27 protein-coding genes are annotated in these 26566 nt (G+C 68.7%); 19 read left to right on the top strand and 8 right to left on the bottom strand.

Annotated features, from left to right (window positions below; translation table 11 throughout):
- Window positions 1-67: 67 nt before the first annotated feature.
- From F620_RS0103410 to F620_RS0103385, 6 genes are read left to right on the top strand one after another with little or no spacing between them, the layout of a single operon-like run.
- Window positions 68-646, top strand: a complete 579-nt coding sequence (locus tag F620_RS0103410; protein ID WP_018869681.1) for a YqgE/AlgH family protein — start codon at window positions 68-70, stop codon at window positions 644-646.
- Between the two features lie 4 nt (window positions 647-650).
- A complete protein-coding gene (ruvX, locus tag F620_RS0103405; RefSeq protein ID WP_018869680.1) occupies window positions 651-1052 on the top strand; it encodes a Holliday junction resolvase RuvX in 402 nt (133 codons plus the stop codon).
- The gene (gene pyrR / locus F620_RS0103400) at window positions 1042-1563 is read left to right on the top strand and encodes a bifunctional pyr operon transcriptional regulator/uracil phosphoribosyltransferase PyrR (RefSeq protein WP_019022677.1); all 522 of its coding nucleotides are present in this window, start codon (window positions 1042-1044) and stop codon (window positions 1561-1563) included. The genes ruvX and pyrR overlap by 11 nt, the downstream gene beginning before the upstream one ends.
- Window positions 1560-2570, top strand: a complete 1011-nt coding sequence (locus F620_RS0103395; protein ID WP_018869678.1) for an aspartate carbamoyltransferase catalytic subunit — start codon at window positions 1560-1562, stop codon at window positions 2568-2570. Before pyrR ends, F620_RS0103395 begins: the two co-directional genes overlap by 4 nt.
- Window positions 2567-3859 carry a dihydroorotase gene (locus F620_RS0103390; protein ID WP_019569458.1) on the top strand — a complete coding sequence of 431 codons (1293 nt, stop codon included), beginning with the start codon at window positions 2567-2569 and terminating at the stop codon, window positions 3857-3859. Before F620_RS0103395 ends, F620_RS0103390 begins: the two co-directional genes overlap by 4 nt.
- Window positions 3856-4752, top strand: a complete 897-nt coding sequence (locus F620_RS0103385) for a dihydroorotate dehydrogenase electron transfer subunit (protein ID WP_019569457.1) — start codon at window positions 3856-3858, stop codon at window positions 4750-4752. Before F620_RS0103390 ends, F620_RS0103385 begins: the two co-directional genes overlap by 4 nt.
- A 4-nt stretch (window positions 4753-4756) precedes the next feature.
- Here F620_RS0103385 and F620_RS0103380 read toward each other — a convergent pair whose 3' ends face one another.
- Genes F620_RS0103380 through F620_RS0103370 form a run of 3 tightly spaced genes read right to left on the bottom strand, consistent with a single transcriptional unit; the run spans window position 4757 to window position 8186 of the window.
- Window positions 4757-5866, bottom strand: a complete 1110-nt coding sequence (locus tag F620_RS0103380; RefSeq protein WP_026331293.1) for a PilT/PilU family type 4a pilus ATPase — start codon at window positions 5864-5866, stop codon at window positions 4757-4759.
- Between the two features lie 55 nt (window positions 5867-5921).
- A complete protein-coding gene (locus F620_RS0103375) occupies window positions 5922-7094 on the bottom strand; it encodes a PilT/PilU family type 4a pilus ATPase (RefSeq protein ID WP_019569455.1) in 1173 nt (390 codons plus the stop codon).
- A 57-nt stretch (window positions 7095-7151) separates the two neighbouring features.
- The gene (locus F620_RS0103370) at window positions 7152-8186 is read right to left on the bottom strand and encodes a type IV pilus twitching motility protein PilT (protein ID WP_018869673.1); all 1035 of its coding nucleotides are present in this window, start codon (window positions 8184-8186) and stop codon (window positions 7152-7154) included.
- Window positions 8187-8295: 109 nt separating this feature from the next.
- On the opposite strand from F620_RS0103370, the gene F620_RS0103365 reads away from it, so the two are divergent.
- The 4 genes from F620_RS0103365 (at window position 8296) to F620_RS0103350 (ending at window position 11081) form a co-directional block, all read left to right on the top strand.
- Window positions 8296-9003 carry a YggS family pyridoxal phosphate-dependent enzyme gene (locus tag F620_RS0103365; RefSeq protein ID WP_019569454.1) on the top strand — a complete coding sequence of 236 codons (708 nt, stop codon included), beginning with the start codon at window positions 8296-8298 and terminating at the stop codon, window positions 9001-9003.
- A 26-nt stretch (window positions 9004-9029) separates the two neighbouring features.
- Window positions 9030-9851: a pyrroline-5-carboxylate reductase gene (gene proC / locus F620_RS0103360; protein ID WP_019569453.1), complete on the top strand. Its 822-nt coding sequence runs from the start codon at window positions 9030-9032 to the stop codon at window positions 9849-9851.
- Window positions 9852-9944: 93 nt separating this feature from the next.
- A complete protein-coding gene (locus tag F620_RS0103355; RefSeq protein ID WP_019569452.1) occupies window positions 9945-10514 on the top strand; it encodes a YggT family protein in 570 nt (189 codons plus the stop codon).
- 114 nt (window positions 10515-10628) lie between these two features.
- On the top strand, window positions 10629-11081 hold the full coding sequence (locus tag F620_RS0103350) for a DUF4426 domain-containing protein (protein WP_026279470.1): 453 nt from the start codon (window positions 10629-10631) through the stop codon (window positions 11079-11081).
- Window positions 11082-11125: 44 nt separating this feature from the next.
- Here the strand turns inward: F620_RS0103350 and F620_RS0103345 are convergent, their stop codons facing one another.
- The gene (locus F620_RS0103345) at window positions 11126-11791 is read right to left on the bottom strand and encodes a sulfite exporter TauE/SafE family protein (protein ID WP_019569451.1); all 666 of its coding nucleotides are present in this window, start codon (window positions 11789-11791) and stop codon (window positions 11126-11128) included.
- A 15-nt stretch (window positions 11792-11806) separates the two neighbouring features.
- On the bottom strand, window positions 11807-12301 hold the full coding sequence (locus F620_RS0103340) for a TerB family tellurite resistance protein (RefSeq protein WP_019569450.1): 495 nt from the start codon (window positions 12299-12301) through the stop codon (window positions 11807-11809).
- 124 nt (window positions 12302-12425) lie between these two features.
- Here F620_RS0103340 and F620_RS0103335 point away from each other — a divergent pair, with 124 nt between their 5' ends.
- Together F620_RS0103335 and F620_RS0103330 are read left to right on the top strand one after the other, a co-directional pair.
- Window positions 12426-13067, top strand: coding sequence for a 7-cyano-7-deazaguanine synthase (locus F620_RS0103335; RefSeq protein ID WP_019569449.1), 642 nt, complete (start codon window positions 12426-12428; stop codon window positions 13065-13067).
- On the top strand, window positions 13064-13315 hold the full coding sequence (locus tag F620_RS0103330) for a hypothetical protein (protein ID WP_018869665.1): 252 nt from the start codon (window positions 13064-13066) through the stop codon (window positions 13313-13315). The genes F620_RS0103335 and F620_RS0103330 overlap by 4 nt, the downstream gene beginning before the upstream one ends.
- Here F620_RS0103330 and F620_RS0103325 read toward each other — a convergent pair.
- The gene (locus tag F620_RS0103325; RefSeq protein WP_019569448.1) at window positions 13308-14012 is read right to left on the bottom strand and encodes an HAD family hydrolase; all 705 of its coding nucleotides are present in this window, start codon (window positions 14010-14012) and stop codon (window positions 13308-13310) included. The genes F620_RS0103330 and F620_RS0103325 overlap by 8 nt on opposite strands.
- A 31-nt stretch (window positions 14013-14043) precedes the next feature.
- Here F620_RS0103325 and F620_RS0103320 point away from each other — a divergent pair, with 31 nt between their 5' ends.
- The 3 genes from F620_RS0103320 to cysQ are packed head-to-tail and all read left to right on the top strand — an operon-like array spanning window position 14044 to window position 16260.
- Window positions 14044-14805 carry a hypothetical protein gene (locus F620_RS0103320; RefSeq protein WP_019569447.1) on the top strand — a complete coding sequence of 254 codons (762 nt, stop codon included), beginning with the start codon at window positions 14044-14046 and terminating at the stop codon, window positions 14803-14805.
- Window positions 14806-14860: 55 nt separating this feature from the next.
- Entirely contained in the window at window positions 14861-15412 is a 552-nt protein-coding gene (gene nudE / locus F620_RS0103315) for an ADP compounds hydrolase NudE (RefSeq protein WP_018869662.1), read from the top strand.
- Window positions 15409-16260 (top strand): 3'(2'),5'-bisphosphate nucleotidase CysQ, encoded by an 852-nt coding sequence (cysQ, locus tag F620_RS0103310; RefSeq protein WP_019022663.1) that lies wholly within the window; start codon window positions 15409-15411, stop codon window positions 16258-16260. The genes nudE and cysQ overlap by 4 nt, the downstream gene beginning before the upstream one ends.
- Window positions 16261-16265: 5 nt before the next feature.
- Here cysQ and F620_RS0103305 read toward each other — a convergent pair whose 3' ends face one another.
- The gene (locus tag F620_RS0103305) at window positions 16266-17111 is read right to left on the bottom strand and encodes a pyruvate, water dikinase regulatory protein (protein ID WP_019022662.1); all 846 of its coding nucleotides are present in this window, start codon (window positions 17109-17111) and stop codon (window positions 16266-16268) included.
- Between the two features lie 3 nt (window positions 17112-17114).
- The gene (gene ppsA, locus F620_RS0103300) at window positions 17115-19490 is read right to left on the bottom strand and encodes a phosphoenolpyruvate synthase (RefSeq protein ID WP_019569446.1); all 2376 of its coding nucleotides are present in this window, start codon (window positions 19488-19490) and stop codon (window positions 17115-17117) included.
- A gap of 92 nt (window positions 19491-19582) precedes the next feature.
- On the opposite strand from ppsA, the gene F620_RS0103295 reads away from it, so the two are divergent.
- From F620_RS0103295 to F620_RS0103280, 4 genes are all read left to right on the top strand, one after another.
- Window positions 19583-20134: a RimK/LysX family protein gene (locus tag F620_RS0103295; protein WP_019569445.1), complete on the top strand. Its 552-nt coding sequence runs from the start codon at window positions 19583-19585 to the stop codon at window positions 20132-20134.
- Window positions 20131-21666 (top strand): inactive transglutaminase family protein, encoded by a 1536-nt coding sequence (locus F620_RS0103290; protein ID WP_019569444.1) that lies wholly within the window; start codon window positions 20131-20133, stop codon window positions 21664-21666. Before F620_RS0103295 ends, F620_RS0103290 begins: the two co-directional genes overlap by 4 nt.
- Window positions 21666-22679: an alpha-L-glutamate ligase-like protein gene (locus F620_RS0103285; protein WP_019569443.1), complete on the top strand. Its 1014-nt coding sequence runs from the start codon at window positions 21666-21668 to the stop codon at window positions 22677-22679. The genes F620_RS0103290 and F620_RS0103285 overlap by 1 nt, the downstream gene beginning before the upstream one ends.
- Window positions 22680-22771: 92 nt before the next feature.
- On the top strand, window positions 22772-26533 hold the full coding sequence (locus F620_RS0103280; protein WP_019569442.1) for a PAS domain S-box protein: 3762 nt from the start codon (window positions 22772-22774) through the stop codon (window positions 26531-26533).
- Window positions 26534-26566: the final 33 nt, after the last annotated feature.

The raw sequence follows: 26566 nt of genomic DNA, 5'->3' as shown, positions 1-26566 counted from the left end.
CACCGACGCACCCCAAAGTCCGACACGGCGATTGATCGCAGCCCGGCACAAGCCGATACTGGATCCCATGGATACCGCAAGCTCAGGCACTCTGGAATCGAGCCTGCGCGATCAGTTCCTGATCGCCATGCCGTCCCTCAACGACGGGCTGTTCAGCCACGCCGTGGCCTACGTGTGCGAACACGACGCGGAGGGCGCGCTGGGGCTGGTGATCAACCAGCCAACGGAACTCACGCTGCGCGACCTGCTGCAGCACGTGGAGCTGGAGCCGAGGGACGACCTGCCGGAGCTGCCGGTGTTCCGCGGCGGGCCGGTACAGCCGGAGCACGGGTTCGTGCTGCATTCCTCGGAGCAGCAGTGGCGCGCGACCCAGCCGCTGACCGATCAGGTCAGCCTGACCACCTCGCGTGACATCCTCGAGGCCATCAATGCCGGCGAGGGTCCGCAGCGGGTACTGATCACCCTGGGGCATGCCGGCTGGGGCCCCGGGCAACTGGAAAGCGAGCTGGGCGAGAACGCCTGGCTGACCGCCCCTTCGGATACGGGGATCCTGTTCGAGACGCCGCCGGCGGAGCGCTGGTCGCGCGCGGCCGAACTCATCGGCATCGACGTCAACCTGATCAGCTCGGCCTCCGGGCACGCCTGAACCCGTGGCCTTCCTGGCGTTCGACTACGGGCGCCGCCGCATCGGCGTGGCGGTGGGCGAACCGCTGACCGGTTCGGCGCGGGGCCTGGTCACGCTGGCCGGCGGGTCGCCGCCGCCGTGGCCACGCATCGACGCGCTGGTCACGGAATGGCGCCCGGAGGGGTTCGTGGTCGGCTGGCCCACCCAGGCGGATGGCCAGGCGACTCCGCTGGGCCCGGCCATCCGCGAATTCGGCGCGGCGCTCGAAGCGCGCTTCGGCAAGCCGGTATACTGGTCGGACGAGCGGCTGAGCTCGCACCTGGCCCGCGACCGCAGCCGGTCGGGCCGCAACGACCCGGGGCTGGATGCCCATGCCGCGGCCGTCATCCTCGAAGGCTGGTTTCTGGAGAATGCCCATGACGCCTGAAGTCCCCACCCTGCTCGACGACATGGCCGCGCGGACCCGCGAGCTCCTCGAAGCCCGCGGGATCGAGTCCCCGATCGTGGTCGGCATCCATTCCGGCGGCGTATGGATCGCCGAACATCTGCGCGAGCGCCTGGGCATCCAGCGTCCGCTGGGCAAGCTGGACATCAGTTTTTACCGCGATGATTTCTCGCGCATCGGCATGCATCCGCAGGTGCGCCCCTCGGAACTCCCGGAGGACCTGGACGGCGAACACGTGCTGCTGGTGGACGATGTCCTGTACACCGGCCGCACCATCCGCGCCGCCCTGAACGAGTTGTTCGACTGGGGCCGCCCGGCCTCGGTCTCGCTGGTCGTCCTGGTCGAGCGTGACGGCCGGGAACTGCCGGTCTGCGCCGCGGTGGCCGGGGCCCACATGGAGCTGGGCCTGGCCGAGCAGATCAAGCTGCGCGGTCCCGAGCCGCTGAGCCTCGAACGCGTGGCGGTGGAGCCCCCGGAGGGCGCTGACGGATGACGGAGCTGCCCGCCGCGCACACCAGTCGCCTGCCCCAGCCCGGCCCGCTCCCCAACCGCCTGCAGCTGACCGACGAGGGGCAGTTGCGGCACATGCTCACGATCGAGGGGCTGAATCGCACGCTGCTGACCGAGATCCTGGATACCGCCGAATCGTTCGCCAACATGAACGAGAAGGCGGTAAAGAAGGTCCCGCTGCTGCGCGGCAAGACCATCGTGAACCTGTTCTTCGAGGCCAGCACCCGCACGCGGACCACTTTCGAACTGGCCGCCAAGCGGCTGTCGGCCGACGTGCTCAACATCAATGTCAGCACCTCGTCTGCAGTGAAGGGCGAGAGCCTGCTGGACACCCTGCGCAATCTCGAGGCGATGAACGTGGACATGTTCGTGGTGCGCCACGAGGAGAGCGGGACCGCGCATTTCATCGCCCGGCATGCGGCACCGGGGATCAGCGTGCTCAACGCCGGCGACGGGCGCCACGCCCATCCCACCCAGGCCCTGCTGGACATGTTCACCATCCGGCGGCACAAGGGCGATTTCACCAAACTGAAGGTTGCGATCGTCGGCGACATCCTGCACTCGCGGGTGGCGCGCTCGCAGATCCACGCCCTCAACATCCTGCAGACCGGCGAGGTGCGGGTGGTCGCGCCGCGCTCCCTGCTGCCGGCGGATGTCGAGCAGCTGGGCGTGCATGTCCACCATGATCTGGACAGCGGGCTGCAGGACGTCGACGTGGTCATCATGCTGCGCCTGCAGCGCGAACGCATGGAGCACGCCCATCTGCCTTCCGAGCACGAGTATTTCCAGCGCTTCGGCCTCACCGCCCGGCGCCTGCAGCTGGCCTCGCCCACCTGCCTGGTGATGCACCCCGGCCCCGCCAACCGCGGCGTGGAGATCGAATCCGCGGTCGCCGACGGCCCCCACTCGGTGATCCTGGAACAGGTGACCTACGGGATCTCGGTGCGCATGGCCGTGATGTCCATGGTGATGGGGGCCCACCAGTCATGAGCGTGGTCATCGAAAACGTCCGCATCCTCGACCCCGCCGACGGTTTCGATGCGGTGGGCGACCTGTGCGTGCAGGGCGAGGAGATCCTCGCGCGCGGCACCACCCCGGAGGGCTTCGAGCCGCGCCGGCGCATCGACGGCAGCGGCCTGTGGGTGTTTCCGGGGCTGGTCGATCTGGCCACCCGTACCCGCGAACCGGGCGAGGAGCACAAGGCGACCATCGCCTCGGAAACCCGCGCCGCGGCGCGCGGCGGTGTCACCACCCTGGTCATGCCGCCCGACACCCAGCCGCCGGTCGACTCGCCCGCGGTGCTCGAGCTGATCACCCGCCGGGCGCGCGAGGGCTGCGGCGTGCGGGTGTACGCCCTGGGCGCGCTGACCCACGGGCTGGAAGGCCAGCAGCTGGCGGAGATGGCCGCGCTGGTGCGCGCCGGTGCCCCCGGGGTCAGCAACGGGCAGCGCCCGCTGGCCAGCCTGCTGGTGCTGCGCCGCGCGCTGGAATATGCCAGCACCTTCGATCTGACCACCGTGCTGTCGGCCCAGGATCCGGCGCTGACCGGCTCCGGCTGCGTGCACGAGGGCCCGGTGTCCACGCGCCTGGGGCTCTCGAGCATTCCCGAGGCCGCGGAGACCGCTGCGCTGGGTGCCATCCTGGCCCTGGTGGAACAGACCGGGGCACGGGTGCATGTCGCGCGGCTGTCCACCCGGCGGGGCGCGGAGATGATCGCCAAGGCACGCAGCGACGGCCTCCCGATCAGCGCCGACGTGGCCGCCCACCAGCTGTTCCTCACCGAGGTCGACGTAGCCGAATTCAATCCGGACTGCCACGTGATCCCGCCGCTGCGCAGTCAGCGCGACCGCGACGGGCTGCGGGCGGCCGTGGCCGACGGCAGCATCACCGCCATCTGCTCCGATCACCAGCCGCACGAAGCCGACAGCAAGCTGGGGCCGTTCGCCGACACCCTGCCCGGCATCGCCGCGCTGGAAACCCTGCTGCCCCTGACCCTGCGCCTGGTCGAAGACGGGCTGCTGACCCTGGAGCAGGCCCTGTCGCGGATCACCACCGGCCCCGCGGAGGTGCTGGGACTGGAACATGGCCGCCTGACGCCCGGCGCGCGGGCCGATTTCGTGCTGTTCGACCCGGGCGCGATCCACGATCTCCGTCGGGATCAGTGGCTCAGCGCCGGCCACAACACCCCGTTTTTCAACTGGACGTTCGGCGGCGAGGTCCGCGAGACCTGGGTCGCCGGACGCCCCACCTGGACCCGCCCCGGCGAGGACGACGCATGAGCCCGCAGCACCCGCCGCATCGCGGCACCCTGTTCGAAGAGTCCGCCCGTATCCTGGCGCATGAAGATGCGGGCAGTGGCCAGTGGATCCTGCGGGTCGAGGCCCCGGAATGCGCGCGGCGCGCGCAGCCCGGGCAGTTCGCCCATATCCAGTGCTCGCCGCGCCTGCCCATGCGGCGGCCGCTGTCGATCCAGCGCGTCGCCCCCGACGCCGGCTGGGTGGAATTCCTGTACAAGGCGGTGGGCGACGGCACCCGGGCGCTGGCGGAACAGCCCGTGGGCCGCAGCCTGCAGGTGCTGGGACCGATCGGCCGGCCGTTCACGCTGCACCCGGAGCGGCCGCGGCGCCTGCTGCTGGGTGGCGGCGTCGGCATCCCGCCGATGATCTTTCTCGCCGACCGTCTGCGCCAGCAGGGCGAGGCAGGCACAACCCGGGCGATCCTGGGATCCGAGGTCCCGTTCCCGTTTCGCCCGCGGCCGTCGCAGATCCTGTGGCCGGGGCTGCCGGAGGGCGCCATCGGCACACTGCCGCTGCTGGAGGACTGGGGCATCTCCTGCCGCCTGACGTCGAAGGCCGGGATTCCGGGGGCGTTCGACGGGTTCGCCACCGACCTCGCACGCGCCTGGCTGAACGGACTGCCCCCCGCCGAACGCGGGGAGGTGGAAATCTTCGCCTGCGGGCCGCACCCGATGCTGGAGGCCTGCGCCGAACTGGCCGCGGAATTCGACCTGCCCTGCCAGGTGTCGCTGGAGGAATTCATGGCCTGCGCGGTGGGCGGCTGTGCCGGCTGCACCGTACCGGTGCGCACCGACGAAGGCGTGGCGATGAAACGGGTCTGTGTCGACGGGCCGATCTTCGCCTCCGCCGACGTCTTCCCCGAACCGGCCCCGTAACGGGCTATTCCGGCGGCTTGAGCTCTTCCTCGCCGCCTTCCTCGGCGGCCCCCACGCCGCCGCCGAAGTTGAGCTTCCACTCGAGGTTCGCGCGCGAATCGGCCTTGCTCAGCGCCTCGTTGAGCATCACGTCACCCGACTTGAAGAGCTTCACGATCGCCTGGTCGAAGGTCTGCATGCCGACCGAGGCCGACTTCGCCATGACCTCCTTGATCTCCCCGATCTCTTCCTTGTGGATCAGCTCGGAGATGTAGGGCGTGTTCACCAGGACCTCCAGCGCCGCCACCCGCGAGCCGTCCTTCTTCTGCAGCAGGCGCTGGCCGATGATCGCCCGCAGGTTCAGGGACAGGTCCGACAGGATCTGCGAACGGTGATCCTCGGGGAACAGGTTGATGATGCGGTCCAGCGCCTGCGAGGCGTTGGTGGCATGCAGGGTCGACAGCACCAGATGCCCGGTGTCGGCGTAGTTGAGTGCGGCGCGCATGGTCTCGCGGTTACGCACCTCGCCCACCATGATCACGTCCGGCGCCTCGCGCATGCCCTCCTGCAGGGCGTGCTCGTAACTGGGCGTGTCGATCCCCACCTCGCGCTGGCCGACGATCGCCCGCTTGTGCCGGAACAGGAACTCGATCGGGTCCTCGACGGTAAGGATATGCCCGGTATCGATGGTCAGGCGGTGGTCGATCATCGATGCCAGCGTGGTCGACTTCCCGGTCCCGGTCGAGCCCACCACCAGGATCAGACCGTCACGGTAGTTCATGAAATCCTTCAGCACCGGCGGCAGGCCCAGCTGCTCGATCGTGGGGATGGCGCTGCGGATGTAGCGGATGACCATCGCCACCTCGCCGCGCTGGCGATAGACGTTCACGCGGAAGCGGCCCAGCCCCTGGCGGGTGAGGCCGAAATTGACCGCGGTCTCCTCGTCGAAGATGCGCGCCTGATGGTCGTTCATCATCTCGCGGGCGATGCCCTCGGTCTGCCCCGGCGCCAGGGCCCGTCGCGCGATGGGCTGCAGCACCCCGTCTACCTTGATCGATGCCGGCGCCCCGGTGAGGAAGAACAGGTCCGAGGCCGACTTCTGCGCCATCAGCTTGAGATAGGGCTCGATCTGCATCTGGCGCTTCCCGGGCTCCCCGGCGGCCGCCCCGTCCGAACCGGTTTTCTGTGCTTCAGCGGACACGGAAATCCTCCGGATCGTCTTCCACCGAAATCCCTCCGCCGGTATCGGCCACTGCCGGGGCACCGTCGCGCCGCGCCCGCTCGCTGTCGAGCTTGATGCGCAGGCGCAGGTCGTTCACCGAGTCGGCGTTGCGCAGGGCCTCGTCGTAACTAATCCCGCCGCTCTCGTAGAGATCGAACAGCGCCTGGTCGAAGGTCTGCATGCCCTGCTCGCGCGAGCGCGAGATCAGCTCCTTCATGTCGTGCACCGCACCCTTGAGCATCAGATCCGCCATCAGGGGGGTGTTGATCAGGATCTCCACCGCCGGCACACGCCCCTGGTCGTCCTCGCGACGCACCAGGCGCTGCGAGACCACCGCCTTGAGGTTCAGCGAAAGGTCCATCAGCAGTTGCTCGCGCCGGTCCTCGGGGAAGAAGTTGATGATGCGATCCAGCGCCTGGTTGGTGCTGTTCGCGTGCAGCGTGGACAGGCACAGATGACCGGTCTCGGCGAAGGCCACCGCGTAGTCCATGGTCTCGCGGTCGCGAATCTCGCCGATCAGGATCACGTCCGGCGCCTGACGCAGCGTATTCTTCAGCGCGATCTGGTAGTCCTGGGTATCCACCCCGACCTCACGCTGGGTCACGATGCTCTTGCCGTGCTGATGCACGAATTCGATCGGATCCTCGATGGTCACGATGTGATCCGACGATGACCGGTTGCGATGACCGATCATCGCCGCCAGCGAGGTCGACTTGCCCGAGCCCGTACCCCCGACAAAGATCACCAGGCCGCGCTTCTCCATGGTGATCTCTTCCAGCTGCGGCGGCATGCGGATGTCCTCGAAGCGCGGGATCTCCGAATTGATCACGCGCATGACCATCCCCGCGCTGCCACGCTGGGTGAAGACGTTCACGCGGAAGCGCGAGATGCTCGCCAGACCGACGGCAAAGTTGCATTCCTGATTACGCTCGAATTCGGCCGACTGCTTGTCGTTCATCATCGCGCGCGCCAGTGCCTGGGTATGCGACGGGGTCAGTTTCTGCTCCGTCAGCGGTACCACGCGACCGTCGATCTTGGCCGCCGGCGGCATGCCCACGGTGATGAACAGGTCCGACCCGCCCCGGTCCACCAGGGCCTTCATCAGGTCGTGCATGTACTTGATCGCCTTGTCACGATCCATGGGCATCCTCCGATTGGCGTGGCCGCCCCGCCGGGCGACCACGGCGATGGCTCGAGTTTACAGCGCGTCGGGGTTCACGGCCTTGCGGCGAGCGTCCTCGCGACTGATCTGCCCCTGGGCCAGCAGATCCTTCAGGCACTGGTCGAGGGTCTGCATGCCGGTGCCGGCGCTGGTCTGGATGGTGGAATACATCTGCGCGATCTTGTTCTCGCGGATCAGGTTCCGGATCGCCGGGGTTCCCAGCATGATCTCGTGGGCCGCGATGCGTCCGCCGCCGATCTTCTTCATCAGGGTCTGCGAGATCACCGCACGCATGGATTCCGACAGCATCGCGCGCACCATGTCCTTTTCCGCCGCCGGGAAGACGTCGATGATGCGGTCGATGGTCTTGGGCGCGGAACTGGTGTGCAGCGTGCCGAACACCAGGTGCCCGGTCTCGGCCGCGGTCAGTGCCAGACGGATGGTCTCGAGGTCACGCAGCTCGCCGACCAGGATGGTGTCCGGGTCTTCACGCAGCGCCGAGCGCAGGGCCTCGGAGAAGCCGTGGGTATCGCGATGCACCTCGCGCTGGTTCATCAGCGACTTTTTCGACTCGTGCACGAATTCGATCGGGTCCTCGATGGTGAGGATGTGCCCGTAGTCGTTCTCGTTGCGGTGGTTGACCATCGCCGCCAGCGTGGTCGATTTCCCCGAGCCGGTCGGCCCGGTGACCAGCACCAGTCCGCGCGGGTAGTTGGAGATGTCCTCGAAGATCTTCGGCGTGGCCAGGTCTTCCAGAGTCAGGACCTTGGAGGGGATGGTCCGGAACACCGCCGCCGCGCCGCGGTCCTGATTGAAGGCGTTGACACGGAAGCGCGCCAGCCCCGAAACCTCGAACGAGAAGTCCGTCTCCAGGAACTCTTCGTAGTCCTTGCGCTGACGGTCGTTCATGATGTCATAGATCAGGCCCTGCACTTCCTTGTGCTCCATCACCGGGACATTCACCCGGCGCATGTCGCCATCGATGCGCACCATCGGAGGCATGCCCGCGGAGATGTGCAGGTCCGAGGCCCCGTTCTTGACCGAAAACGCCAGCAGCTGCGTGATATCCATTCAATCCCCCGTTGTTCCGGGCCGCCGCGCGCTCCGTCCGTGGCGACCGTGGATGGCGCCGATAAAGACACCACTTCTGATCATGTCTTCAGGACTATATCATAGGCCAATGACCACGCCAGAAGCCGCCCTCGAACGAGTTCACGCCCGCATCACGCAGGCCTGCCACCATGCCGGCCGTCCGCGGGATTCCGTCCACCTGCTGGCGGTCTCCAAGACCCGCGATGTCGCGGAAATCCGGGCCCTGCACCGCCTCGGCCAGACGGCTTTCGGGGAGAACTACGTGCAGGAGTTCATCGAGAAGCACGACGCCCTGGAGGCTCCCCCGGAACCGGCCGGGATCGAATGGCACTTCATCGGCCCGCTGCAGAGCAACAAGACCCGCGCGGTGGCCGAACGCGCCGCCTGGGTCCACACCCTGGAACGCGAGAAGATCGCGCGACGCCTGAGCGAGCAGCGTCCCGAACACCTCGGTCCACTGCAGGTCTGCATCCAGGTCAATGTCTCCGGCGAACCGCAGAAGGCGGGCGTGGAGCCGGACGCACTCGCGGCGCTGGCGGACGCGATCGCCGCCCTGCCGCACCTGCATCTGCGCGGCCTGATGACCCTGCCGGCGGCCGAAACCGACCCGGAACGCCAGCGCATCCCCTTCGCCCGCCTGCGCGAATTGCGCGACGACCTCTGCCGTCGCGGCCACGAACTCGATACCCTGTCCATGGGGATGTCGGGCGACCTGAAGGCCGCCATCCTCGAGGGGGCCACTCTGGTCCGCATCGGTACCGACCTGTTCGGCCCGCGCCCGACACCACCCGCCTGAATCCACCACCCGAGCCCGGAGCCCGCATGTCCACGCATTCCCGCGCAGTCGCCTTCATCGGTGCCGGCAATATGGGCGAGGCCCTGATCCAGGGGCTGGTCGACAGCGGCCGTGAACCGTCCAGCCTGGCCATCGCCGACAGCCGCCCCGAGCGCATCGACGCCCTGCAGCAGCGTTTTCCCGGGCTGGGGGCCGGCGCGGCGGAAGAACTCGCCGGCGACAGCGCCATCCTGGTGCTGGCGGTCAAGCCGCAGACCCTGCCCGAGGTCGCGCCGACGCTGCGCGACGCAGTAGCCAGCGGCGACCCGCTGGTGGTCTCCGTGGCCGCCGGGGTCACCACCGCCCGGCTGGGCGAATGGCTGGGACCGCAGGCGCGCATCGTACGGGCCATGCCCAACACGCCCGCGCTGGTGGGCGCCGGTGTCACCGGCCTGTTCGCCGGGCCCTGCGTGGGCGAGGAAGACCGCCGAGCCGCAACGGCCCTGATGGAGGCCGTCGGCCGCGCCCTGTGGGTGGAAGACGAAGAACTGATGCACGCCGTGACCGCGACTTCCGGCAGCGGTCCGGCCTATGTCTTCCTGATCATCGAGGCCATGCAGGCCGCCGCCGAAGAACTGGGGCTGCCGGCGGAGACGGCGCGCGAACTGACGCTGGGTACCCTGGCCGGGGCCACCCGGCTGGCGGCCAACAGCCCCGAGGATGCCGCGGAGCTGCGCCGGCGCGTCACCTCGCCCGGGGGCACCACGGAACAGGCCCTCAACGCGCTCGAGCAGGGCGATCTGCGCGGCCTCATGAGGCGTGCCATGCAGGCAGCGGCGGCGCGCAGCGAGGAACTCGGCCGCGGCTGACGGGATCGCCCCGGCCATGTCCCTTGGCTTCCCGACAACCCTGGAGGAAAATACGCGTCTTCATTCGCGCCGCGCAGACCGCCAGGAGCCAGCATGAACCCCGGAGCCATGACCACCGGCCAGGAGATCCTTAACTTCCTTATCGGCGTTGCCTTCGGCATCGCCATCATCCTGCTGATGCTGCGGGTCATCTTCGGGCTGGTGCGGGCCGACTACCGCAACCCGATCTCGCAGACCATCCTGATGCTGACCACGCCGCCGCTGAACCTGCTGCGGCCGATCATCCCCTCCATCGGGCGCGTCGACACGGCAGCCATCGTGCTGATGGTCGTCCTCAAATTCCTGGAACTGTGGCTGCGCGTCGCCGTACTGGGCATGGAAGCCGACCCGGTGGTCCTGCTGCTGGTGGCTGTCCGCGAACTCCTGATCACCGCGATCTGGGTGTTCATCATCGCCCTGATCGTGGAGGTCGTGATGAGCTGGGTACAGGCCGGCGGCGGGGGCGGCTACAACCCCATCGCGCGACTGGCGGCCGACGTGAATCGCCCGATCCTGGGCCCGCTGCGGCGCATGCTCCCGTCCACCGGGGCCATCGACTTCTCGCCGATGATCGCCCTGGTCGGGCTGTATATCCTGACCATCATCGTGCGCGGGATCTTCTGAGACCCGGCTGCGCAAATAGTGCCAGAAGGACTAGACTCGAAATCAGGGGCGGAACCCGCCGCCCGGCTCCGGTATGGATCCCGGGGCATGGTTCAAGCGAATGAGGAGTCCGATATGACAAGAGTGCAGCGTGTTCTCGGTGGCGTCGTCTCGATCGTGGCCGCCCTCGCGCTCGGCAGTTCGGTGGCGAACGCGAACGAGACCGGGTTCGACGATCACGTGGTCTATTACAACGTCATCAACACCACCTTCCTGTCGCCCGAAGTTGCGCGTGCCTATGACGTCCGTCGCAGCAGCAACCGTGCAATGATCAACGTCACCGTCATGGAACGCACCGATGACGGGCTGCAGGCCGTCTCCGCCGATGTCAGCGGCAACGCGGTCAACATGAACCAGCAGTCGCGCAGCCTGCGCTTTCGCGAGATCGAGGACGGCGACGCGATCTACCACCTCTCGGAAATGACGGTGCGCGCGGGCGAAGAAATGACCTTCAATCTGGAGATCACGCCCGCGGGGTCGGACGAGGTCCTGCCGATCGAGTTCGAGCAGAAGTTCTACGTCGACTGAAGTCCGTGCCCGGGGCGGGGCTGCACCCGCCGCTCCGGGCCGTTCTAGACCAGAAGAACCACCAGCATCCCGACCCCGTACAGGGCGATGGCCGCTCCCGCGACCCGGCGCACCCAGGGCCGACGCACGAAACCCGCCAGCTTCGCCGCGAACACCCCCATAAGCAGCAGGTTGGGCAGCGTCCCCAGCGCGAACGCCGCCATCAGCGCCGCGCCCTCCAGCGCGCCGCCGGCGCTCAGCGACCAGGCCAGCACGCTGTAGACCAGACCGCAGGGCAGCCAGCCCCACAGCCCGCCAACCACCAGCGCCTGCCCCGGATTGCGCACCGGCAGAAAGCGCCGGCCCAGCGGCTCGATGCGCCGCCACAGCACGCCGCCCACCTGCTCCAGGCGCGCCAGCACCGGCCACCACCCGGCGATGTAGAGTCCCAGCAGGATCAGGAAGATCGCGGCCACCACCTGCAGGATCATCTGCCCCGCCGGCAGCCCCCCGAGCAGCGTGGCACCCAGCCAGCCCGCCAGCGCCCCGGCGATGACATAACTGGTCATGCGGCCGATGTTGTAGCCCAGCAGCAGCGGCCACACCGGGCCTCGGCGCCCGGCATGCCCCATGGAAATGGCCCCCACGATGCCGCCGCACATCCCGAGGCAGTGCACCCCGCCGAGGATGCCCACCGCGGCGGCCGCCAGCAGCGTACCCGGATCAGCCATGATGTCGTGCGACCGTCATTCCCGGCCGCCCTGTTCTTCCGGTGTCTCGCCGCGCTCCTCCAGCACCGCCAGCTTGGTGCGGATGAACGTGGCATGCGGCACGTACAGCAGGTCCGCCAGCCGCCGGATCACCGCCTCCTGGCGCTTGTGCAGCTCGTCGTTGGCCAGCGCCGAGCGCCACAGGCCTTTCATGATCGCCGCCTTCTGATCGGCATCGAAGGCAGCATTCACCTCGCGCACCACGGGATGCAGGGAGACCAGCGCATCGCTCTTTTCCCGCGCGATGTCCAGCAGCGCATCGGCCGCCTCGTCGTCCAGTCCGAACATCTCGATCAGGTTGGCGCGCACGGTCTCCAGCTCCGCGTCCACGAGCTGGAAGTCGGCGCGGCACACCTCCATCATCAACGCCGCTGCCGCGCGCTGCAGCCGTTCCTGTTCGTCGCCGGTCTCGCTGTCACTGCGTTCGGCGCGCATCAGCTGCTGCCAGCGCGCCCGCAACTGCTCGATCATCGTCTGTCTGCTCCCGGTGAAGACCCATCGTTGGGCCATGACCATACCCCCGGGTTCCGCGGCGACCACCCCGGCCGCGGCCCGGTCTCTGGCGGCGTTCCCGCACGGCCCATAATTTGTAGCCATGAACCCGGAACCCGACCTGCTCCTGCTCTCCGGCGGCATCGAAAGCGCCGCCCTGCTGCGCCGATGGTGCGCCGACAACCGCCCCGTCATCGCCGCCTGGGCCGACTATGGCCAGCGCAATGCCGCGCGTGAGCGGGCTGCCGTGCGCGCCCTGGCCGAAGCCGAGGGCGTGCGGCTGGAGACCGTGGAAACCGGGGCCCTGCGCGAGGCGTTCACCCGGCGTTCCGACTGGGTCGGGCATGTCCCGCTGCCGCAGCGCAATCTGCTGATCCTGGCCCTGGCGGTCAACCTGGCCCAGCACCACGGTGCCGGACGCATCCTGCTCGCGCTCAACCGCGAGGACGCCGGGCACGGTCCGGGTAGCCGCGCGGCCTTCCTGCAGGACTTCGGCTCGCTGGCCGCCCGGCTGGTTCCCGGCCTGTCGGTGGCCGCCCCGCTGCAGGAACTCGGCAAGGCCGATATCATCCGTCGGGGCGCAGAGGACGGGGTGCCGTGGGGCCTGACCTGGAGCTGCCTGCTGGGTCAGGAACGCCATTGCGGCCGCTGCCCCCAGTGCCACGCCCGCCAGGCCGCCTTCACCGCCGCCGGCGTCCCCGACCCGACCGACTACCGCCAGCCACCCGGACCACGGACACCATGACCGAAGAAACCCCGCGCCACATCCTCGAACGCCTGGAAATCGCCATCCTGACCGGCGAGACCCTGCAGCTGCACTGGGCCGGACCCGATGACGGGCCCGATGCCGGGCGCGCCTGGATGGGCCGCGTGACCCCGCGCGAGGTCACCGCGGACGACCACGGGCATCACTGGCTGGAAGGCACCTGCGAGGACGAGACCGTGCACATCCGCCTGGACCGGATCCGCAACATGCCCACGCCGGTCAAGTGAGCCCGTCCAGCAGATCCGACAGGTCCTCCAGCAGCACCCGGTCATCGCTTGTCATCGGGGTGCCGCTCTCGTCCGGGTAGCGCATGCCGCGCAGCTGGGCGATGCCCGCCCGGTGCGCGCTGGCAAGCGCATGTAGGTTGTCGTCGACCAGCAGGGTGCGCGCAGGGTCGTGGGGTGCCACCGCCTGCAGGCGCTCCCAGAAGGTCGCGTCCTCCTTGGCACAGAACAGGTCATGGGCGGAGACAATGCGGTCGAGATGGTCCCCGATCCCGGTCAGGCGGTGCTTGAAGGCATACACCTCGGGATGCGCGTTGGTCACCAGCACGCGCTCGCGCCCGCTGGCCGCGATCCGGTCCAGGACCTCGACGGCGCGCGGCTTGATCGCGACGTGGTGGGCCAGCTCGCGCTTGAGCGCGAGCACGTCGAGACCGGTGAAATGGGTCCAGTGGTCGACGCAGTACCACTCCAGGCGCCCGCGCACCCGCTGCATCTCGTCTTCCAGCCGCCGCCGGGCGCATTCCGGGTCATCGGGCTGGCAGCGCATGTATTCCTGCGGGATCAGCTCCCCCCAGAACCGGTTGTCGAAGTGCAGGTCCAGCAGCGTGCCGTCCATGTCGAACAGCACGGTATCCACCCGCGACCAGTCCACCGGCGTGGCGGGCGTCTCGGGATTTTTCGCGCGGGTCTGCGAGTCCATGGGATGTGGGGAAGCAACGACGGGATTGACGATGCACAGAATAACCGAAACACGAACGGCACGCGGACCCGGCGCGATTGCGACGGGGCTGATCCTGGCCCTGGGCGGTGCCCTGGCGACGGCACCCGCCATGGCCATGGATCCGGATGACCCGGACTACGACCCGCTGGAGGACGACAGCCTGTGGGAGGACGGCCCCCCGGGCCCCGGTCAGGTGGATCCCGAGGACGCCCAGACCACCAGCCCGGAACTGCGGATCTACGCCGAGCCGCCGGAAGAGCGCGACACACCGCTGCATCACCACGACAACCACCTGACCCTCGACGAAGACAGCCTGAACGACGGATGGGTGCGGCTGCGCCAGTGCCATAGCGGCCTGGCCGAGATCAACCGCATGTCCATCGTGTACAATGAGCCGAACATCCGGGGCCTGCGGGTGGCCAGCGCCGACGAGGTCGAAGATGCCTGGGCCGAGGACGACCGGGTCGTCGTCATTGGCGTCACCGAGGCCTCGGAGCTGTGCGTCGAAGCCGAGATGCGCGTGGTCGAGAACCGGGGCAACGGCGAATACGTGCTGGAGAACGGGCCGTTCATGCGCCGCTTCCTGGACGGCTACTTCCCCATGCGCGTGACGCTCACGCTGTCCTGGGGGGATCTGGACCTGTCGCTGGAAGACACGATCCCCGAACGGCAGCCCGGCGTGGACGTCCGGGGTTTCGAGCACGGCTTGATCCTGGACACCACCTTCGAGGGCGAGCTGGAGACCCGGATCCGGCTGAGCCGCGACGAGTGACCCGCGTCCGGGAGCAGCCTGTCTGCTCCCGGACGCCCCGACCGATGGACCCGCAATGAGCCGCGACAAGCCCGCCGTCCACGAACGCCGCACGGTGGCCCGAAGCCGCCTGTTCGAAGTGGAGGAGCTGGACCTGGAATTCAGCAACGGGGCCCACGCCTGTTTCGAACGCCTGGTCAGCCGCGGCAACGGGGCCGTGATCATCGCCCCGGTACGCGACGATGGCCATGTCCTCCTGATCCGCGAATACGCCGCCGGCACCCACCGCTACGAACTCGGCCTGCCCAAGGGGCGCATGGAGCGCGGGGAGGAGATCATCGCCGCGGCCAACCGCGAGATCATGGAGGAGGTCGGTTATGCCGGCCGTCGCCTGACGGCGATGGGCAGCCTGACCGTGGCCCCCGGCTACATGAGCCATCAGACCCATCTGGTCCTGGCCGAGGACCTCTACGAGCAGCGCGCCGAGGGTGACGAACCCGAGGCCATCGAGGTGGTGCCCTGGCCCCTGGATGCCCTGGAGGAACTGGTGCAGCGCGAAGACTGCACCGAGGCCCGCTCCATCGCCGCCCTGTACATGATCCGCGAACACTTAAGGAAACAATCTTGACCGACAATGCATCCGCCGCCGTACCCGAAGGCGCGGCCCTGTCCGCCCTGCTCAACGAGGTCGGCACCGTGGCCGAGGACGCCGGCCGCGCGATCCTCGAGATCTACGAGACCCGCTTTGCCGTCACCGAGAAGGACGACCGCTCGCCGCTGACCGAGGCCGATCTGGCCGCCCACCGTGTGATCAGCGACGGACTGCGCGAGATCGCCCCGCAGTGGCCGGTGCTGTCGGAGGAAGGCCAGGACATCCCGTTCGCCACCCGTCAGGACTGGGACACCTACTGGCTGATCGACCCGCTGGACGGCACCCGCGAGTTCGTGAAGCGCAGCGGCGAGTTCACCGTGAACATCGCGCTGATCCACAACCACGAACCGGTGCTGGGCGTGGTCTGGTGCCCGGTGCTGCAGCGCCTGTACGCCGGGCAGATCGACGGCGAGGCCTTTCGCCGTGACGCCGACGGGCCGCGCACGTCCATCCACGTGTCCACGCCACGCTCTCCGGAAGAAACGGTCCGGGTGGCCGGCAGCCGCTCGCACGGCGCCGAGCGCCTGAACGCGGTGCTGGAACGGCTCGGCCCGCACGAACTGGTCAGCCTCGGCAGTTCCATGAAGCTGTGCCTGGTGGCCGAGGGCAGCGCCGACATCTACCCCCGTCTGGGACCGACCTCGGAATGGGATACCGCCGCCGCCCACGCGGTGGTGCGCGCAGCCGGAGGCCGCGTCACCGACCTGGACGGCAATGACCTGCGCTACAATACCCGCGACAGCCTGCTGAACCCGGAATTCCTGGTCTGCAACGGCGACCCCGCCGACTGGCTCGCCCGCCTGGGCCTGCCCGACGCCGCATAACCCCCTCAGCGCGCCGGCGGGTCCAGCAGGTCGCGCACCCGGGTGGCGATCTCCTCGATCGAGCGTTCGGTCACGTCCAGCTGCGGGATTTCCCAGACCTCCAGAAAGGTCGCGATCGCCCGGGTCTCGGACCGGCACTGCTCCAGGCTGGCGTAGCGGCTGCCCGGGCGCCGCGCCTCGCGGATCTGAGCCAGCCGCTGCGGGTGAATGGTCAGGCCGACCATGCGTCCCTCCAGCCCGCGCAGGGGCTGCGGCATGTGCGGCGTCCCGCCATGATCCAGGTCTTCCGGCACCAGCGGATAATTGGCCGCGAACAGGCCGTAGTGCATCGCCAGATACAGGCTGGTGGGGGTCTTGCCCGAACGCGAGGCCCCCAGCAGCACCACGTCGGCCACCGCCAGATCGGTACTGGCCAGGCCGTCGTCGTGCGCCAGGGTATAGTTGAGGGCATCGATGCGGCGGTCGTAACGCTCGGCGTCGCCGCGCCCGTGGGCCCGCCCCGGAACCGCCTCGGCCTGCGCCCCCAGGATCGCCTCCAGGCGTCCCAGGTGTTCCCCGAGCACGTCGATCACCGGCACCGGGCAGTGCTCCAGCTGCGCCCGCAGCTGCCCATCGGCCAGCGTCGCCACCACCAGCGCCGGTTGCGGCCCCTGCTCGATGCGCGCGAACGCCGACGACAGACGCCCGGGTGACTGCACGAAGGGCAGGCGATGCCAGTCCGGCGTAAGCGCCGGAAACTGGGTGAACAGCGACCGCGCCAGGGTCTCCGCGGTAATGCCGGTCCCGTCGGAGACCAGATAGACCTGCGGGCAGCGCGGTTCGCCCGAAGCAGCCGGATCGCCGGCGCCCATCGTTCAGCCCCCGCCGCCCGCCTGACGCAGCTGCGCCAGGCTCTTCCAGGTGGAGATCAGCGCATCCGGGTTGAGCGACAGCGAGTCGATACCCTGTTCCATCAGCCAGCCGGCCAGCTCGGGGTAGTCCGACGGCGCCTGGCCGCAGATCCCCACGTACTTGTCCTTGCGCCGCGCCGCCTGGATGGCCAGCGCCAGCAACTGCTTCACGGCGTCGTCGCGCTCGTCGAAGGAGTCCGCCACCAGCCCGGAATCCCGGTCCACGCCCAGCGTCAGCTGGGTCAGGTCGTTGGAGCCGATGGAAAACCCGTCGAAGCGCTCGAGGAAGGCATCGGCCAGCAGGGCGTTGGACGGGATCTCGCACATCATCACGACCTTCAGGCCGTTCTCGCCGCGCTTCAGGCCTTCCTCCTCCAGCACCTGCAGGACGTCGTCGGCCTCTTTCAGGGTGCGCACGAAGGGCACCATGATCTGCACGTTGTCCAGGCCCATCTCGTCGCGTACCCGGCGCAGCGCCTCGCATTCCATCGCGAACGCCGGGCGGAACATCGCGGCGCGGTAACGCGAGGCCCCGCGGAACCCCAGCATCGGGTTCTCCTCCTCCGGCTCGTAGCCGGCCCCGCCGATCAGGTGCGCGTATTCGTTCGACTTGAAGTCCGACAGCCGCACGATCACCGGCTCCGGCGCAAAGGCCGCCGCCAGGGTCGCCAGGCCTTCCGACAGCTTGCGCACGAAGAACTCGCGCGGGCCGTCATCGAAGCCGTGCAGGCGCTCGGCGATCCGTTCGCGCACCGCCGGCTCGAGGCGCTGCGGATCCTCGGCATAGTCCAGCAGCGCGAGCGGATGCACGCCGATGGTGCCGTTGATGATGAACTCCAGCCGCGCCAGACCGATGCCCGCGTGCGGCAGCTGCGAGAAGGCATAGGCGCGCCCGGGGTTGGCGACGTTGAGCATCAGCTTGAGCGGCAGCTCCGGCAGCTCCTCCGGGCTGGCCTGCTCCACCTCGAAGGGGATGTGGCCCGGATACACGTAACCGTCGTCGCCCTCCGCGCAGGACACCGTGGCCTCGAAGCCGTCGCTCAGCTTCTCGGTGGCATCGCCGCAGCCGACCACCGCCGGCACGCCCATCTCGCGCGCGATGATCGCCGCGTGGCAGGTGCGCCCGCCGCGGTTGGTCACGATGGCCGCGGCACGCTTCATGATCGGCTCCCAGTCGGGATCGGTCATGTCCGCCACCAGGATGTCGCCCTCTTCCATGCGGTGCATCTCGTCGGGCGACTCCAGCACCCGCACCACGCCGCTGCCGATGCGTGAGCCGATCGCACGCCCGGTCACCCGCGGCTCGACGTCGTGCTCGCCCAGCCGGTAGGTCTCGCCACCGCCGACCTCCACCCGGCTCTCCACCGTCTCCGGGCGCGCCTGCACGATGAAGAGCTCGCCGGTCTCGCCGTCCTGCGCCCACTCGATGTCCATCGGCCGGCCGTAGTGCTGCTCGATCGCCACCGCAAAACGGCCCAGCTGCTCCGCGTCGGCGTCCGACAGGCAGAAACGCCGGCGCAGTTCTTCCGGGGTATCCTCGGTCTGCGTGCCGTCCTCGGTGAGCACCATGCGGATCGCCTTGGTGCCCAGCGTGCGCCCGATCACCGCGCGCTTGCCGGCGGCCAACGCCGGCTTGTACACCTGATATTCGTCGGGGTTCACCGAGCCCTGCACCACGGTCTCGCCCAGACCCCAGGCGCCGGTGATGAACACCGCGTCACGGAAGCCGGTTTCGGTGTCGAGGGTAAAGATGACCCCGGAGGCGCCGATGTCCGACCGCACCATGCGCTGCACGCCGGCGGACAGCGCCACCTCGTCGTGGGCGAAGCCGTTGTGCACGCGATAGGCGATGGCACGGTCGTTGTACAGGCTGGCGAAGCACTCGCGTACCCGCTGCAGCAGGGCCTCGATGCCGCGCACGTTGAGGAAGGTCTCCTGCTGCCCGGCGAACGAGGCCTCGGGCAGGTCCTCGGCGGTGGCCGACGAGCGCACCGCCACCGGCACGTCCTCGCCCAGCTTCGCGTAATGCTCGCGGATCGCGTCTTCCAGCTCCTGCGGCAGCGGAGCGGCCTCGATCCAGCCGCGCACCTCGCGCCCGGCGGCGCGCAGGGCCTCGATGTCGTTGATGTCCAGCCCGGCCAGCCGGTCCTTGATACGGGCATCCAGTCCGTCACGCGCCAGGAATGTGCGAAACGCCGACGCGGTAGTGGCAAAACCGCCCGGCACCCGCACCCCGGCGGCCCCCAGCTGCCCCAGCAGCTCGCCCAGCGAGGCGTTCTTGCCACCGGTCTCGGCAACGTCGTTCATGGTCAGGTCAGCGAGATCGATCACCCAGCTCATGGCCGGCTCCTTGATAGTGTGAATCGGGTCGGGGCGGCGCAGGCGGACATGCCGTATCCTCGAGGACTCTTCCCTGCACCCTTGCGGACGGTATGCATCTGCCCATCAGTGTACTCAAAACGGCCACGGTTTTTGTGGCCCTGCTTGCGCCCGTGGCGTGGCTCCCCGCGACCGCCGGAACGCCCTCTTCCCTGACCATCCTCGGCACGGTCGAGAACGCCGGCATCCTCCAGGAGGACATCACCCTGGAAGCGCGCCTGGATACCGGCGCCACGTCTTCGTCCCTCAACGCGCTGCAGCAGGAAACCTTCGAGCGCGATGACGAGAAGTGGATCCGTTTCGAGATCGTCGATCCGGAGGACGCGGACGCACGCATCACCCTGGAACGCCCGATCGAGCGCAGTGCCCGCATCCGTCAGCATAGCGGCGAACTCGATGAACGGCACGTCGTGCGCCTCGAACTGTGCCTCGGCGACCGGAAGATCGAAGCGGACACCACCCTGGTGGACCGCACGGAACTCACCTACCAGCTGCTGGTGGGCCGCAGCCACATGGCCGGGCACATCCTGGTGGACTCCGGCAACGAACACCTGCTGCCACCGGACTGCCCGACGGACGAAGACAGCACTGACGCCGTCGAATGAAACGGTTCCATCTGCCCCTGCTGATCCTGCTCCTGCTGGGGGCGGGGTTCGGCATCTTTCTCTACAAGGCCACCCTGCTCGACATGCCCCTGCAGCCGGGTGCGACGGCCGACACCTGGGTGGTGGAATCGCGCATCCGCTTCCAGCCAACCGGCGGGGCGACCGAGGTCCGGCTGCGCATCCCCGAACGGCTCCCGAACTTCGCCCGGCTGGACGAGAACTTCATATCCAGGGGCTACGGCCTGACCACCTCGCACGGCACGGATGACCGCGTCGCGCAGTGGACCTCGCGCGACCCGCGCGGAGAGCAGACGCTCTATTACCGCACCACGCTCTATCGCGACGCCAGCGCCGGCCCGCATGCGGAGTACCCCGGACCGGTGGCGCCCCGCGAATGGGACGAACCCTTCGATTCGGCCGCCGAAGCCCTGATCCAGAGCGTGCGCGAACGCTCCTCCGGCATCCAGAGCTTTGCCACGGTGCTGGTCCGGGACCTGGGAGGCGCGGGAGCGGACGGCAACGCGTCGCTGTTCGTGATGGATGACGGCGACCGCGAACTGCGCACGCAGACCCTGATCGACCTGCTCTCCGTCGCCCGCATCCCCGCCCGCGCGGTCACGGTCATCCCGCTGCGCGACGGGCATCGCAATATCGAGCCGGAGACCTGGCTGGAGGTGCACAACACCGAGCGCTGGGTTCCGGTGCATCCGCTGAACGGCAACATCGACTACCCCGACGTCGTGGTGGTCTGGAGCCATGGCGATGCGCCGATCCTCGAGGTCCGTAACGGCACCGGAGAAGAACTGCGCTTCGCGGTGAGCCGCAGCGTGCAGGACGCGCTGGGCACCGCTCAGCGTCTGGGGGAGACCCTGGACACCCGAATCCTCGATTTCTCGCCGCTGGAACTGCCGCTGGGCACGCAGAACACCTATCGCGTGCTGCTGATGGTCCCGCTGGGGGCCATGATCATCGTGCTGCTGCGCAACGTGATCGGCATCCAGACCTTCGGCACGTTCATGCCGGTGCTGATCGCCCTGTCCTTTCGCGAGACCCAGCTGCTGGCCGGGGTCATCCTGTTCACCCTGATCGTCTCGCTCGGGCTGGCGGTACGTTTCTACCTGGAACACCTGCGGCTCCTGCTGGTACCCCGCCTGGCCGCGGTGGTCAGCGTGGTGATCATGCTGATGCTGGCGCTCTCGATCCTGGCCCACCATCTGGGACTGGAACGCGCGCTGGCCCTGTCGCTGTTCCCGATGGTGATCCTGGCCATGACCATTGAGCGCATGTCGGTGGTGTGGGAGGAACACGGCCCGGCGGACGCGATCTCCCAGGGGGTCGGCAGCCTGATCGTGGCGGCCGCGGCCTATGGACTGATGGCCAGTCGCCAGCTCGAGCACCTGCTGTTCGTGTTCCCCGAGCTGCTGCTGGTCATCCTCGCCGTGACCCTGCTGCTCGGACGTTACACCGGCTACCGCGTGACCGAGCTGTTCCGCTTCGGGAAGATGCAGGACGCCCTGAGGAAACCCGACTGATGGGCGGCTGGTGGCCCCGTTTCGTGCGCCCGTCGACCCTGCGCCGGCAGGGCATCCTCGGCATGAATGCACGCAACGGCCTGTACATCGCCGAATACAACGCACGGCGCCACTATCCGCGCGTGGACGACAAGCGGATGACCAAACAGCTGGCCAGCGCCGCCGGCCTGGCCGTGCCGGAGCTCATCGGTGTCATTCACAGTCACCACCAGCTGCGCGGCCTGGAACGGCAACTGCGCGAATATGCGAACGGCTTTGTCATCAAACCGGCCCATGGCGCGGCCGGCGACGGGATCATGGTGATCTCCGGCTGGCGCGGTGAGCGGCTCCGCCGGGCCGGCGGGCGCATGCTCGAGATCAGCGAGCTGCAGGACCATGTGTCCGGGATCCTGTCCGGGATGTACAGCCTCGGCGGGCGTCCGGACGTGGCACTGATCGAGGAACGCGTGGAGTTCTCCGAGATCTTCGCCGAGGTGACCCATACCGGTGTTCCGGATATCCGCACGGTGGTCTATCGCGGCTATCCTGTCATGGCCATGCTGCGCCTGCCGACGCAGGAATCGGACGGCAAGGCCAACCTCCACCAGGGGGCGGTGGGCACCGGCATCGACCTCGCAAGCGGACATACCCTGGGTGGCGTGCAGCACAACCAGCCCGTATGGGCCCACCCGGACACCGAGGCCAGCCTGGTGGACCTGGCGATCCCGGGATGGGACAAACTCATGGAACTCGCCGCGGGCTGCTACGAACTCAGCGGCCTGGGCTATCTGGGCGTCGACGTGGTCATCGACCGCCGCCACGGCCCGCTGATTCTGGAGCTCAACGCGCGGCCGGGGCTGGCGATCCAGATCGCCAATGGCGAAGGCCTTCGCCCCCGCCTGCGCGCGGTCGACGAGCACATTCGCAAGACCGCCGAAGAACCCCAGGCGGCACGTGCGGCCTGGGCCGCCGCCCGTTTCGGCTGCCGCCCCGCCGGCTTCGGCGCCGTACCGCACGAACGCCACGCCGACTGACGCTGCCCCCGCCTCGTGCGGGCAGACGCTGCGTGGCAGAATTGGCGGCCCTGTCTCCCGACCGCCGCCCGATCTTCGGCGGGCAACACGCCATGGATCCCGAGAACACGCATTCCGCCTTCTTCGAACACGCCCCGGTCGGCATGGCCGTGGTGGACGCCGACGGGTGTCTGCGCGCCGCCAACCGGCGCCTGTCCGGGCTGCTGGACCGGGAAGCGGACGTCCTCGTCGGGCAGACGCTGACGGTGTGGTTGGCCTCCGCCGAGGCCGACCGGGTGGCAGCCGCGATCCATTCGCTCATTCACGACGACACCGGCGAGTGGCGCGACGAATGCCGCCTGCTCCCCCGGCAGGGCCCGCCGCTGTGGGTGGAACTGGCGCTGAGCCGCCTGCCCGACGCCGATGATGGCGCCGCGCGCCTGGCCCTGACCGCCACCGACATCGACGCACGCAAGGCCAGCGAGGCCGAGCGCGACGAACTCGAACATTTCTACCAGCAGACGTTCACCAACAATGTCGCGGTCAAGCTGCTGATCGACCCGGACGACGGCCGCATCGTCGACGCCAATCCCGCCGCGGAAACCTTCTACGGCTGGTCGATCGAAGAGCTGAAAAACCGCCCCATCCAGGCGATCAACACCCTCTCCGCGGAGGAGGTGCGGACCGAGATGGAACGGGCCGCTGAGGAGGAGCGGCTGTACTTCCGCTTTCGCCACCGCGTCGCGAGCGGTGAGATCCGCGACGTGGAGGTCTATTCCGGCCCGGTGTGGCTGCGCGGCAAGCGCTATCTGCACTCCATCATCCACGATGTCACCGAACACCATCGGGCCGAACGCGAACAACGGGAGCTGCTGCAGATCCTGGAAGCCGCGCCCGATTTCATCGGCATGGCCGACCCCGATGGCCGCATCCTGTACCAGAATCCTGCATTCGACCGCGCCCTGGGCCTGACCGGACGGGCGACGCCGGGCGAACGCGCCATCGACGATTTCCATCCCGAGCCCGTACGCCGGCGAGTAAAGGAAGAGGCCCTGCCGACCGCGGCACGCGATGGTGTGTGGCGGGGCGAGACGGAACTGCGCACGGCGGACGGCAAATCGCTCCCGGTGTCCCAGACCATCGTGGCGCATCGCGACGACACGGGGGCGGTGCATCGCTACTCCACCATCCTCCACGACATCTCCGCGATCCGCGCCGCCGAGGCCTTCCGCAACCAGCTGCTGGAAAGCCTCGCCGAAGGGGTGTTCGGCCTGGACCGTGAAGGCCGTTACACCTTCCTCAACCCGGCGGCCTGCCGCCTGCTGGGATACGAACGGGAGGCCGATGCCCTGGGTCTGGCATCCCACGAGACCTCCCATCACAGCCACGCCGACGGCAGCCCCTACCCGCTGGAAGACTGCCCGATCTACCGCGTGCTGCAGACCGGCAAGCCGCTGGAGGCCTGGGAGGACGTCTTCTGGCGCCCCGACGGGCATGCCTTCCCGGTGCTGGTCTACGCCGCCCCCCTGCACGGTTCAGAAGGTGAACCGACCGGAGCGGTGGTGTCCTTCCAGGACATCAGCGAGCGCAAGGCCGCGCGCCAGCGCATGGAGACCCTGCTGCAGACCAGTCCGGCGGTGATCTACACCATGGATCCCGCCGGGTTCGCCACCATGACCTACCTCAGTAACAACGCCGAGGCCGTGATCGGCTGGCGGCCGGAGGAGGTGACCCGCAACCCGCGCTGGCTGGAGCACCACATCCATCCCGATGACCATGCCGCCAACATTGAAGCCGTGGGGGCCTGGCTGGCCGCGGGAGCGCGTCGCACCTGTCGCCTCCAGTACCGCCAGCGCCACGGTGATGGCCACTGGATGCACATCGAGGACCAGCTGGTCGCGCTGCGCGACGGGCAGGGTCGGGTCAAGGAACTGGTGGGCGCATTCCAGGACGTCAGCGACCGCGTGGAGAGCGAAACCCGCCTGCGCACCATCGCCCGTCACCTGCCGGGCGCCCTGTATCAATACCGCGAGGATGCCGACGGCACCCCCGGATTCCCGTATTTTGGCGAAGGCCTGGAGCAGCTCACCGGCCTCCTGCCCTCGGAGGCTACCGGGGATGCCGCACGTCTGTTCTCGCGCATTCCCGCGGAGGACCTGGAGGCGCTCCGCGCCAGCGCGGCCCGTTCGCGGGAGACCCTCGAACCCTGGCAGCAGCACTTCCGTGTGCGACACCCGCAACGGGGCGAGGTATGGCTGGACGGCCGGGCCACCCCGGAACGCCAGGACGACGGCAGCACGGTCTGGAACGGGGTGCTGGTGGACATCACCACCCGGGTCGCGGCCGAGCAGGCGCTGCGTCAGCGCGAGGCGGAGCTCAACCAGGCGCAGCGGATCGCGCGCATGGGCAGCTGGGTCTCGGATTTCCGCGTGAACGAGATCCGCTGGTCGGACGAGATCTACCGCATCTTCGGCCGCCAACCGGAAGAAGGCCCGATCACCCACGAAACCTTCATGGAAGCGGTCCACCCGCATGACCGTACGGCGGTGCAGGCGGCGCTGGAGGCCTCGTTCGCCGGCGAGCCCTACGACATCGTGCACCGCGTGGTGCAGCCGGACGGCGAGGTCCGTACCGTGCGCGAGCGCGGCCACACCGAGTTCGACGACAACGGCCGGGCAATCCGCATGCTGGGGACGGTGCAGGACATCACCGAACAGCGTCAGCTGGAGGACAGCCTGCGGCGTCTGGTCTCGATCCTCGACAGCACCCCGGACGTGGTGTCGATGCACGGCCCGGACGGGGCGATGCTCTATCTCAACGCCGCCGGTCGCCGGCTGATGGGCCTGCCGGAGCCCGAGCTCGCCGACCACTGGGACCCCGAGACCGGCTGGAACCGCGCCGGGCTGCCGGGCGAGATGGACACCGTGGAAGGCACCATCGAGCGCGTGCATCCACTCTGGGCGCTGGAACGCGTCCGCACGGAGGCCCTCCCGGCCGCGATGGAACATGGTCTGTGGCAGGGCGAGACCGCGCTGCTGGACGCCGAGGGCCGCGAACGACCGGCGTCGCAGGTGGTGCTGATCCATCGCGACGCGGATGGTGCGATCGCCCAGACCTCGACGATCATCCGCGACATCACCGAACGCAAGCGCATCGAGATGGAGCTGGAACGCTCCAATGCCGAGCTGGAGCAGTTCGCCTACGCGGTCTCGCACGACCTGCAGGAGCCGCTGCGCATCATCAACAGCTACCTCGGGCTGCTGGAGCGGCGCCATGCCGAGGCACTGGACGACAAGGCGCGGCGCTACATCGACACCGCCACCGACGCGGCCGCGCGCATGCGGCAGATGATCCAGGACCTGCTGGAGTACTCCCGCGTGCAGCGCATGGGCGAGGCCTTCGCGCCGGTGGCGCTGGACCGGGCGCTGGACGATGCCTGCGACAATCTGCAGGCCGCCATTGCCGACAGCGGGGCCCGCATCACCCGCGAGGCACTGCCCACGGTGCAGGGGGATGCCGGCCAGCTGATGCGGCTGTTCCAGAACCTGCTGTCCAACGCCATCAAGTACCGCGACCGCGAAACCACCCCGGAGATCCACGTGGGCTGCACGGACCGGGGCGATCACCGGGAGATCCGGGTGAGCGACAACGGCATCGGCATCGATCCGGAACAGATCGGACGCATCTTCCAGGTCTTCCAGCGCCTGCACGGTCGCGGCGAGTACGAGGGCACCGGCGCCGGGCTGGCGCTCGCCCGGCGAATCGTCGAGCGCCACGGCGGGCAGATCCGGGCCGAGTCCGAAGGCGAGGGGCACGGCACGACGTTCTGCTTCACCCTCCCGCGGCAACCAGTGGCTGCGGCTGCCCCCGAGTGAACTCCAGCGCGGAGCGACGGGACAATCGCATTG

The sequence above is a fragment of the Thioalkalivibrio sp. ALE11 genome, from assembly GCF_000381205.1.
GTDB lineage: Bacteria > Pseudomonadota > Gammaproteobacteria > Ectothiorhodospirales > Ectothiorhodospiraceae > Thioalkalivibrio.
The sequence above is the reverse complement of the archived record's forward strand: the minus strand, read 5'-3'. Positions and strand labels throughout refer to the sequence as shown.

What these genes read in the sequence shown, in the direction of transcription:
- F620_RS0103410 (WP_018869681.1), top strand. Translation starts at nt 68, where the DNA reads ATGGATACCGCAAGCTCAGGCACTCTGGAATCGAGCCTGCGCGATCAG.
- pyrR (WP_019022677.1), top strand. Translation starts at nt 1,042, where the DNA reads ATGACGCCTGAAGTCCCCACCCTGCTCGACGACATGGCCGCGCGGACC.
- F620_RS0103395 (WP_018869678.1), top strand. Translation starts at nt 1,560, where the DNA reads ATGACGGAGCTGCCCGCCGCGCACACCAGTCGCCTGCCCCAGCCCGGC.
- F620_RS0103390 (WP_019569458.1), top strand. Translation starts at nt 2,567, where the DNA reads ATGAGCGTGGTCATCGAAAACGTCCGCATCCTCGACCCCGCCGACGGT.
- F620_RS0103385 (WP_019569457.1), top strand. Translation starts at nt 3,856, where the DNA reads ATGAGCCCGCAGCACCCGCCGCATCGCGGCACCCTGTTCGAAGAGTCC.
- F620_RS0103380 (WP_026331293.1), bottom strand. Translation starts at nt 5,866, where the DNA reads ATGCAGATCGAGCCCTATCTCAAGCTGATGGCGCAGAAGTCGGCCTCG.
- F620_RS0103375 (WP_019569455.1), bottom strand. Translation starts at nt 7,094, where the DNA reads ATGGATCGTGACAAGGCGATCAAGTACATGCACGACCTGATGAAGGCC.
- F620_RS0103370 (WP_018869673.1), bottom strand. Translation starts at nt 8,186, where the DNA reads ATGGATATCACGCAGCTGCTGGCGTTTTCGGTCAAGAACGGGGCCTCG.
- F620_RS0103365 (WP_019569454.1), top strand. Translation starts at nt 8,296, where the DNA reads ATGACCACGCCAGAAGCCGCCCTCGAACGAGTTCACGCCCGCATCACG.
- proC (WP_019569453.1), top strand. Translation starts at nt 9,030, where the DNA reads ATGTCCACGCATTCCCGCGCAGTCGCCTTCATCGGTGCCGGCAATATG.
- F620_RS0103355 (WP_019569452.1), top strand. Translation starts at nt 9,945, where the DNA reads ATGAACCCCGGAGCCATGACCACCGGCCAGGAGATCCTTAACTTCCTT.
- F620_RS0103350 (WP_026279470.1), top strand. Translation starts at nt 10,629, where the DNA reads ATGACAAGAGTGCAGCGTGTTCTCGGTGGCGTCGTCTCGATCGTGGCC.
- F620_RS0103345 (WP_019569451.1), bottom strand. Translation starts at nt 11,791, where the DNA reads ATGGCTGATCCGGGTACGCTGCTGGCGGCCGCCGCGGTGGGCATCCTC.
- F620_RS0103340 (WP_019569450.1), bottom strand. Translation starts at nt 12,301, where the DNA reads ATGATCGAGCAGTTGCGGGCGCGCTGGCAGCAGCTGATGCGCGCCGAA.
- F620_RS0103335 (WP_019569449.1), top strand. Translation starts at nt 12,426, where the DNA reads ATGAACCCGGAACCCGACCTGCTCCTGCTCTCCGGCGGCATCGAAAGC.
- F620_RS0103330 (WP_018869665.1), top strand. Translation starts at nt 13,064, where the DNA reads ATGACCGAAGAAACCCCGCGCCACATCCTCGAACGCCTGGAAATCGCC.
- F620_RS0103325 (WP_019569448.1), bottom strand. Translation starts at nt 14,012, where the DNA reads ATGGACTCGCAGACCCGCGCGAAAAATCCCGAGACGCCCGCCACGCCG.
- F620_RS0103320 (WP_019569447.1), top strand. Translation starts at nt 14,044, where the DNA reads ATGCACAGAATAACCGAAACACGAACGGCACGCGGACCCGGCGCGATT.
- nudE (WP_018869662.1), top strand. Translation starts at nt 14,861, where the DNA reads ATGAGCCGCGACAAGCCCGCCGTCCACGAACGCCGCACGGTGGCCCGA.
- F620_RS0103305 (WP_019022662.1), bottom strand. Translation starts at nt 17,111, where the DNA reads ATGGGCGCCGGCGATCCGGCTGCTTCGGGCGAACCGCGCTGCCCGCAG.
- ppsA (WP_019569446.1), bottom strand. Translation starts at nt 19,490, where the DNA reads ATGAGCTGGGTGATCGATCTCGCTGACCTGACCATGAACGACGTTGCC.
- F620_RS0103295 (WP_019569445.1), top strand. Translation starts at nt 19,583, where the DNA reads ATGCATCTGCCCATCAGTGTACTCAAAACGGCCACGGTTTTTGTGGCC.
- F620_RS0103290 (WP_019569444.1), top strand. Translation starts at nt 20,131, where the DNA reads ATGAAACGGTTCCATCTGCCCCTGCTGATCCTGCTCCTGCTGGGGGCG.
- F620_RS0103285 (WP_019569443.1), top strand. Translation starts at nt 21,666, where the DNA reads ATGGGCGGCTGGTGGCCCCGTTTCGTGCGCCCGTCGACCCTGCGCCGG.
- F620_RS0103280 (WP_019569442.1), top strand. Translation starts at nt 22,772, where the DNA reads ATGGATCCCGAGAACACGCATTCCGCCTTCTTCGAACACGCCCCGGTC.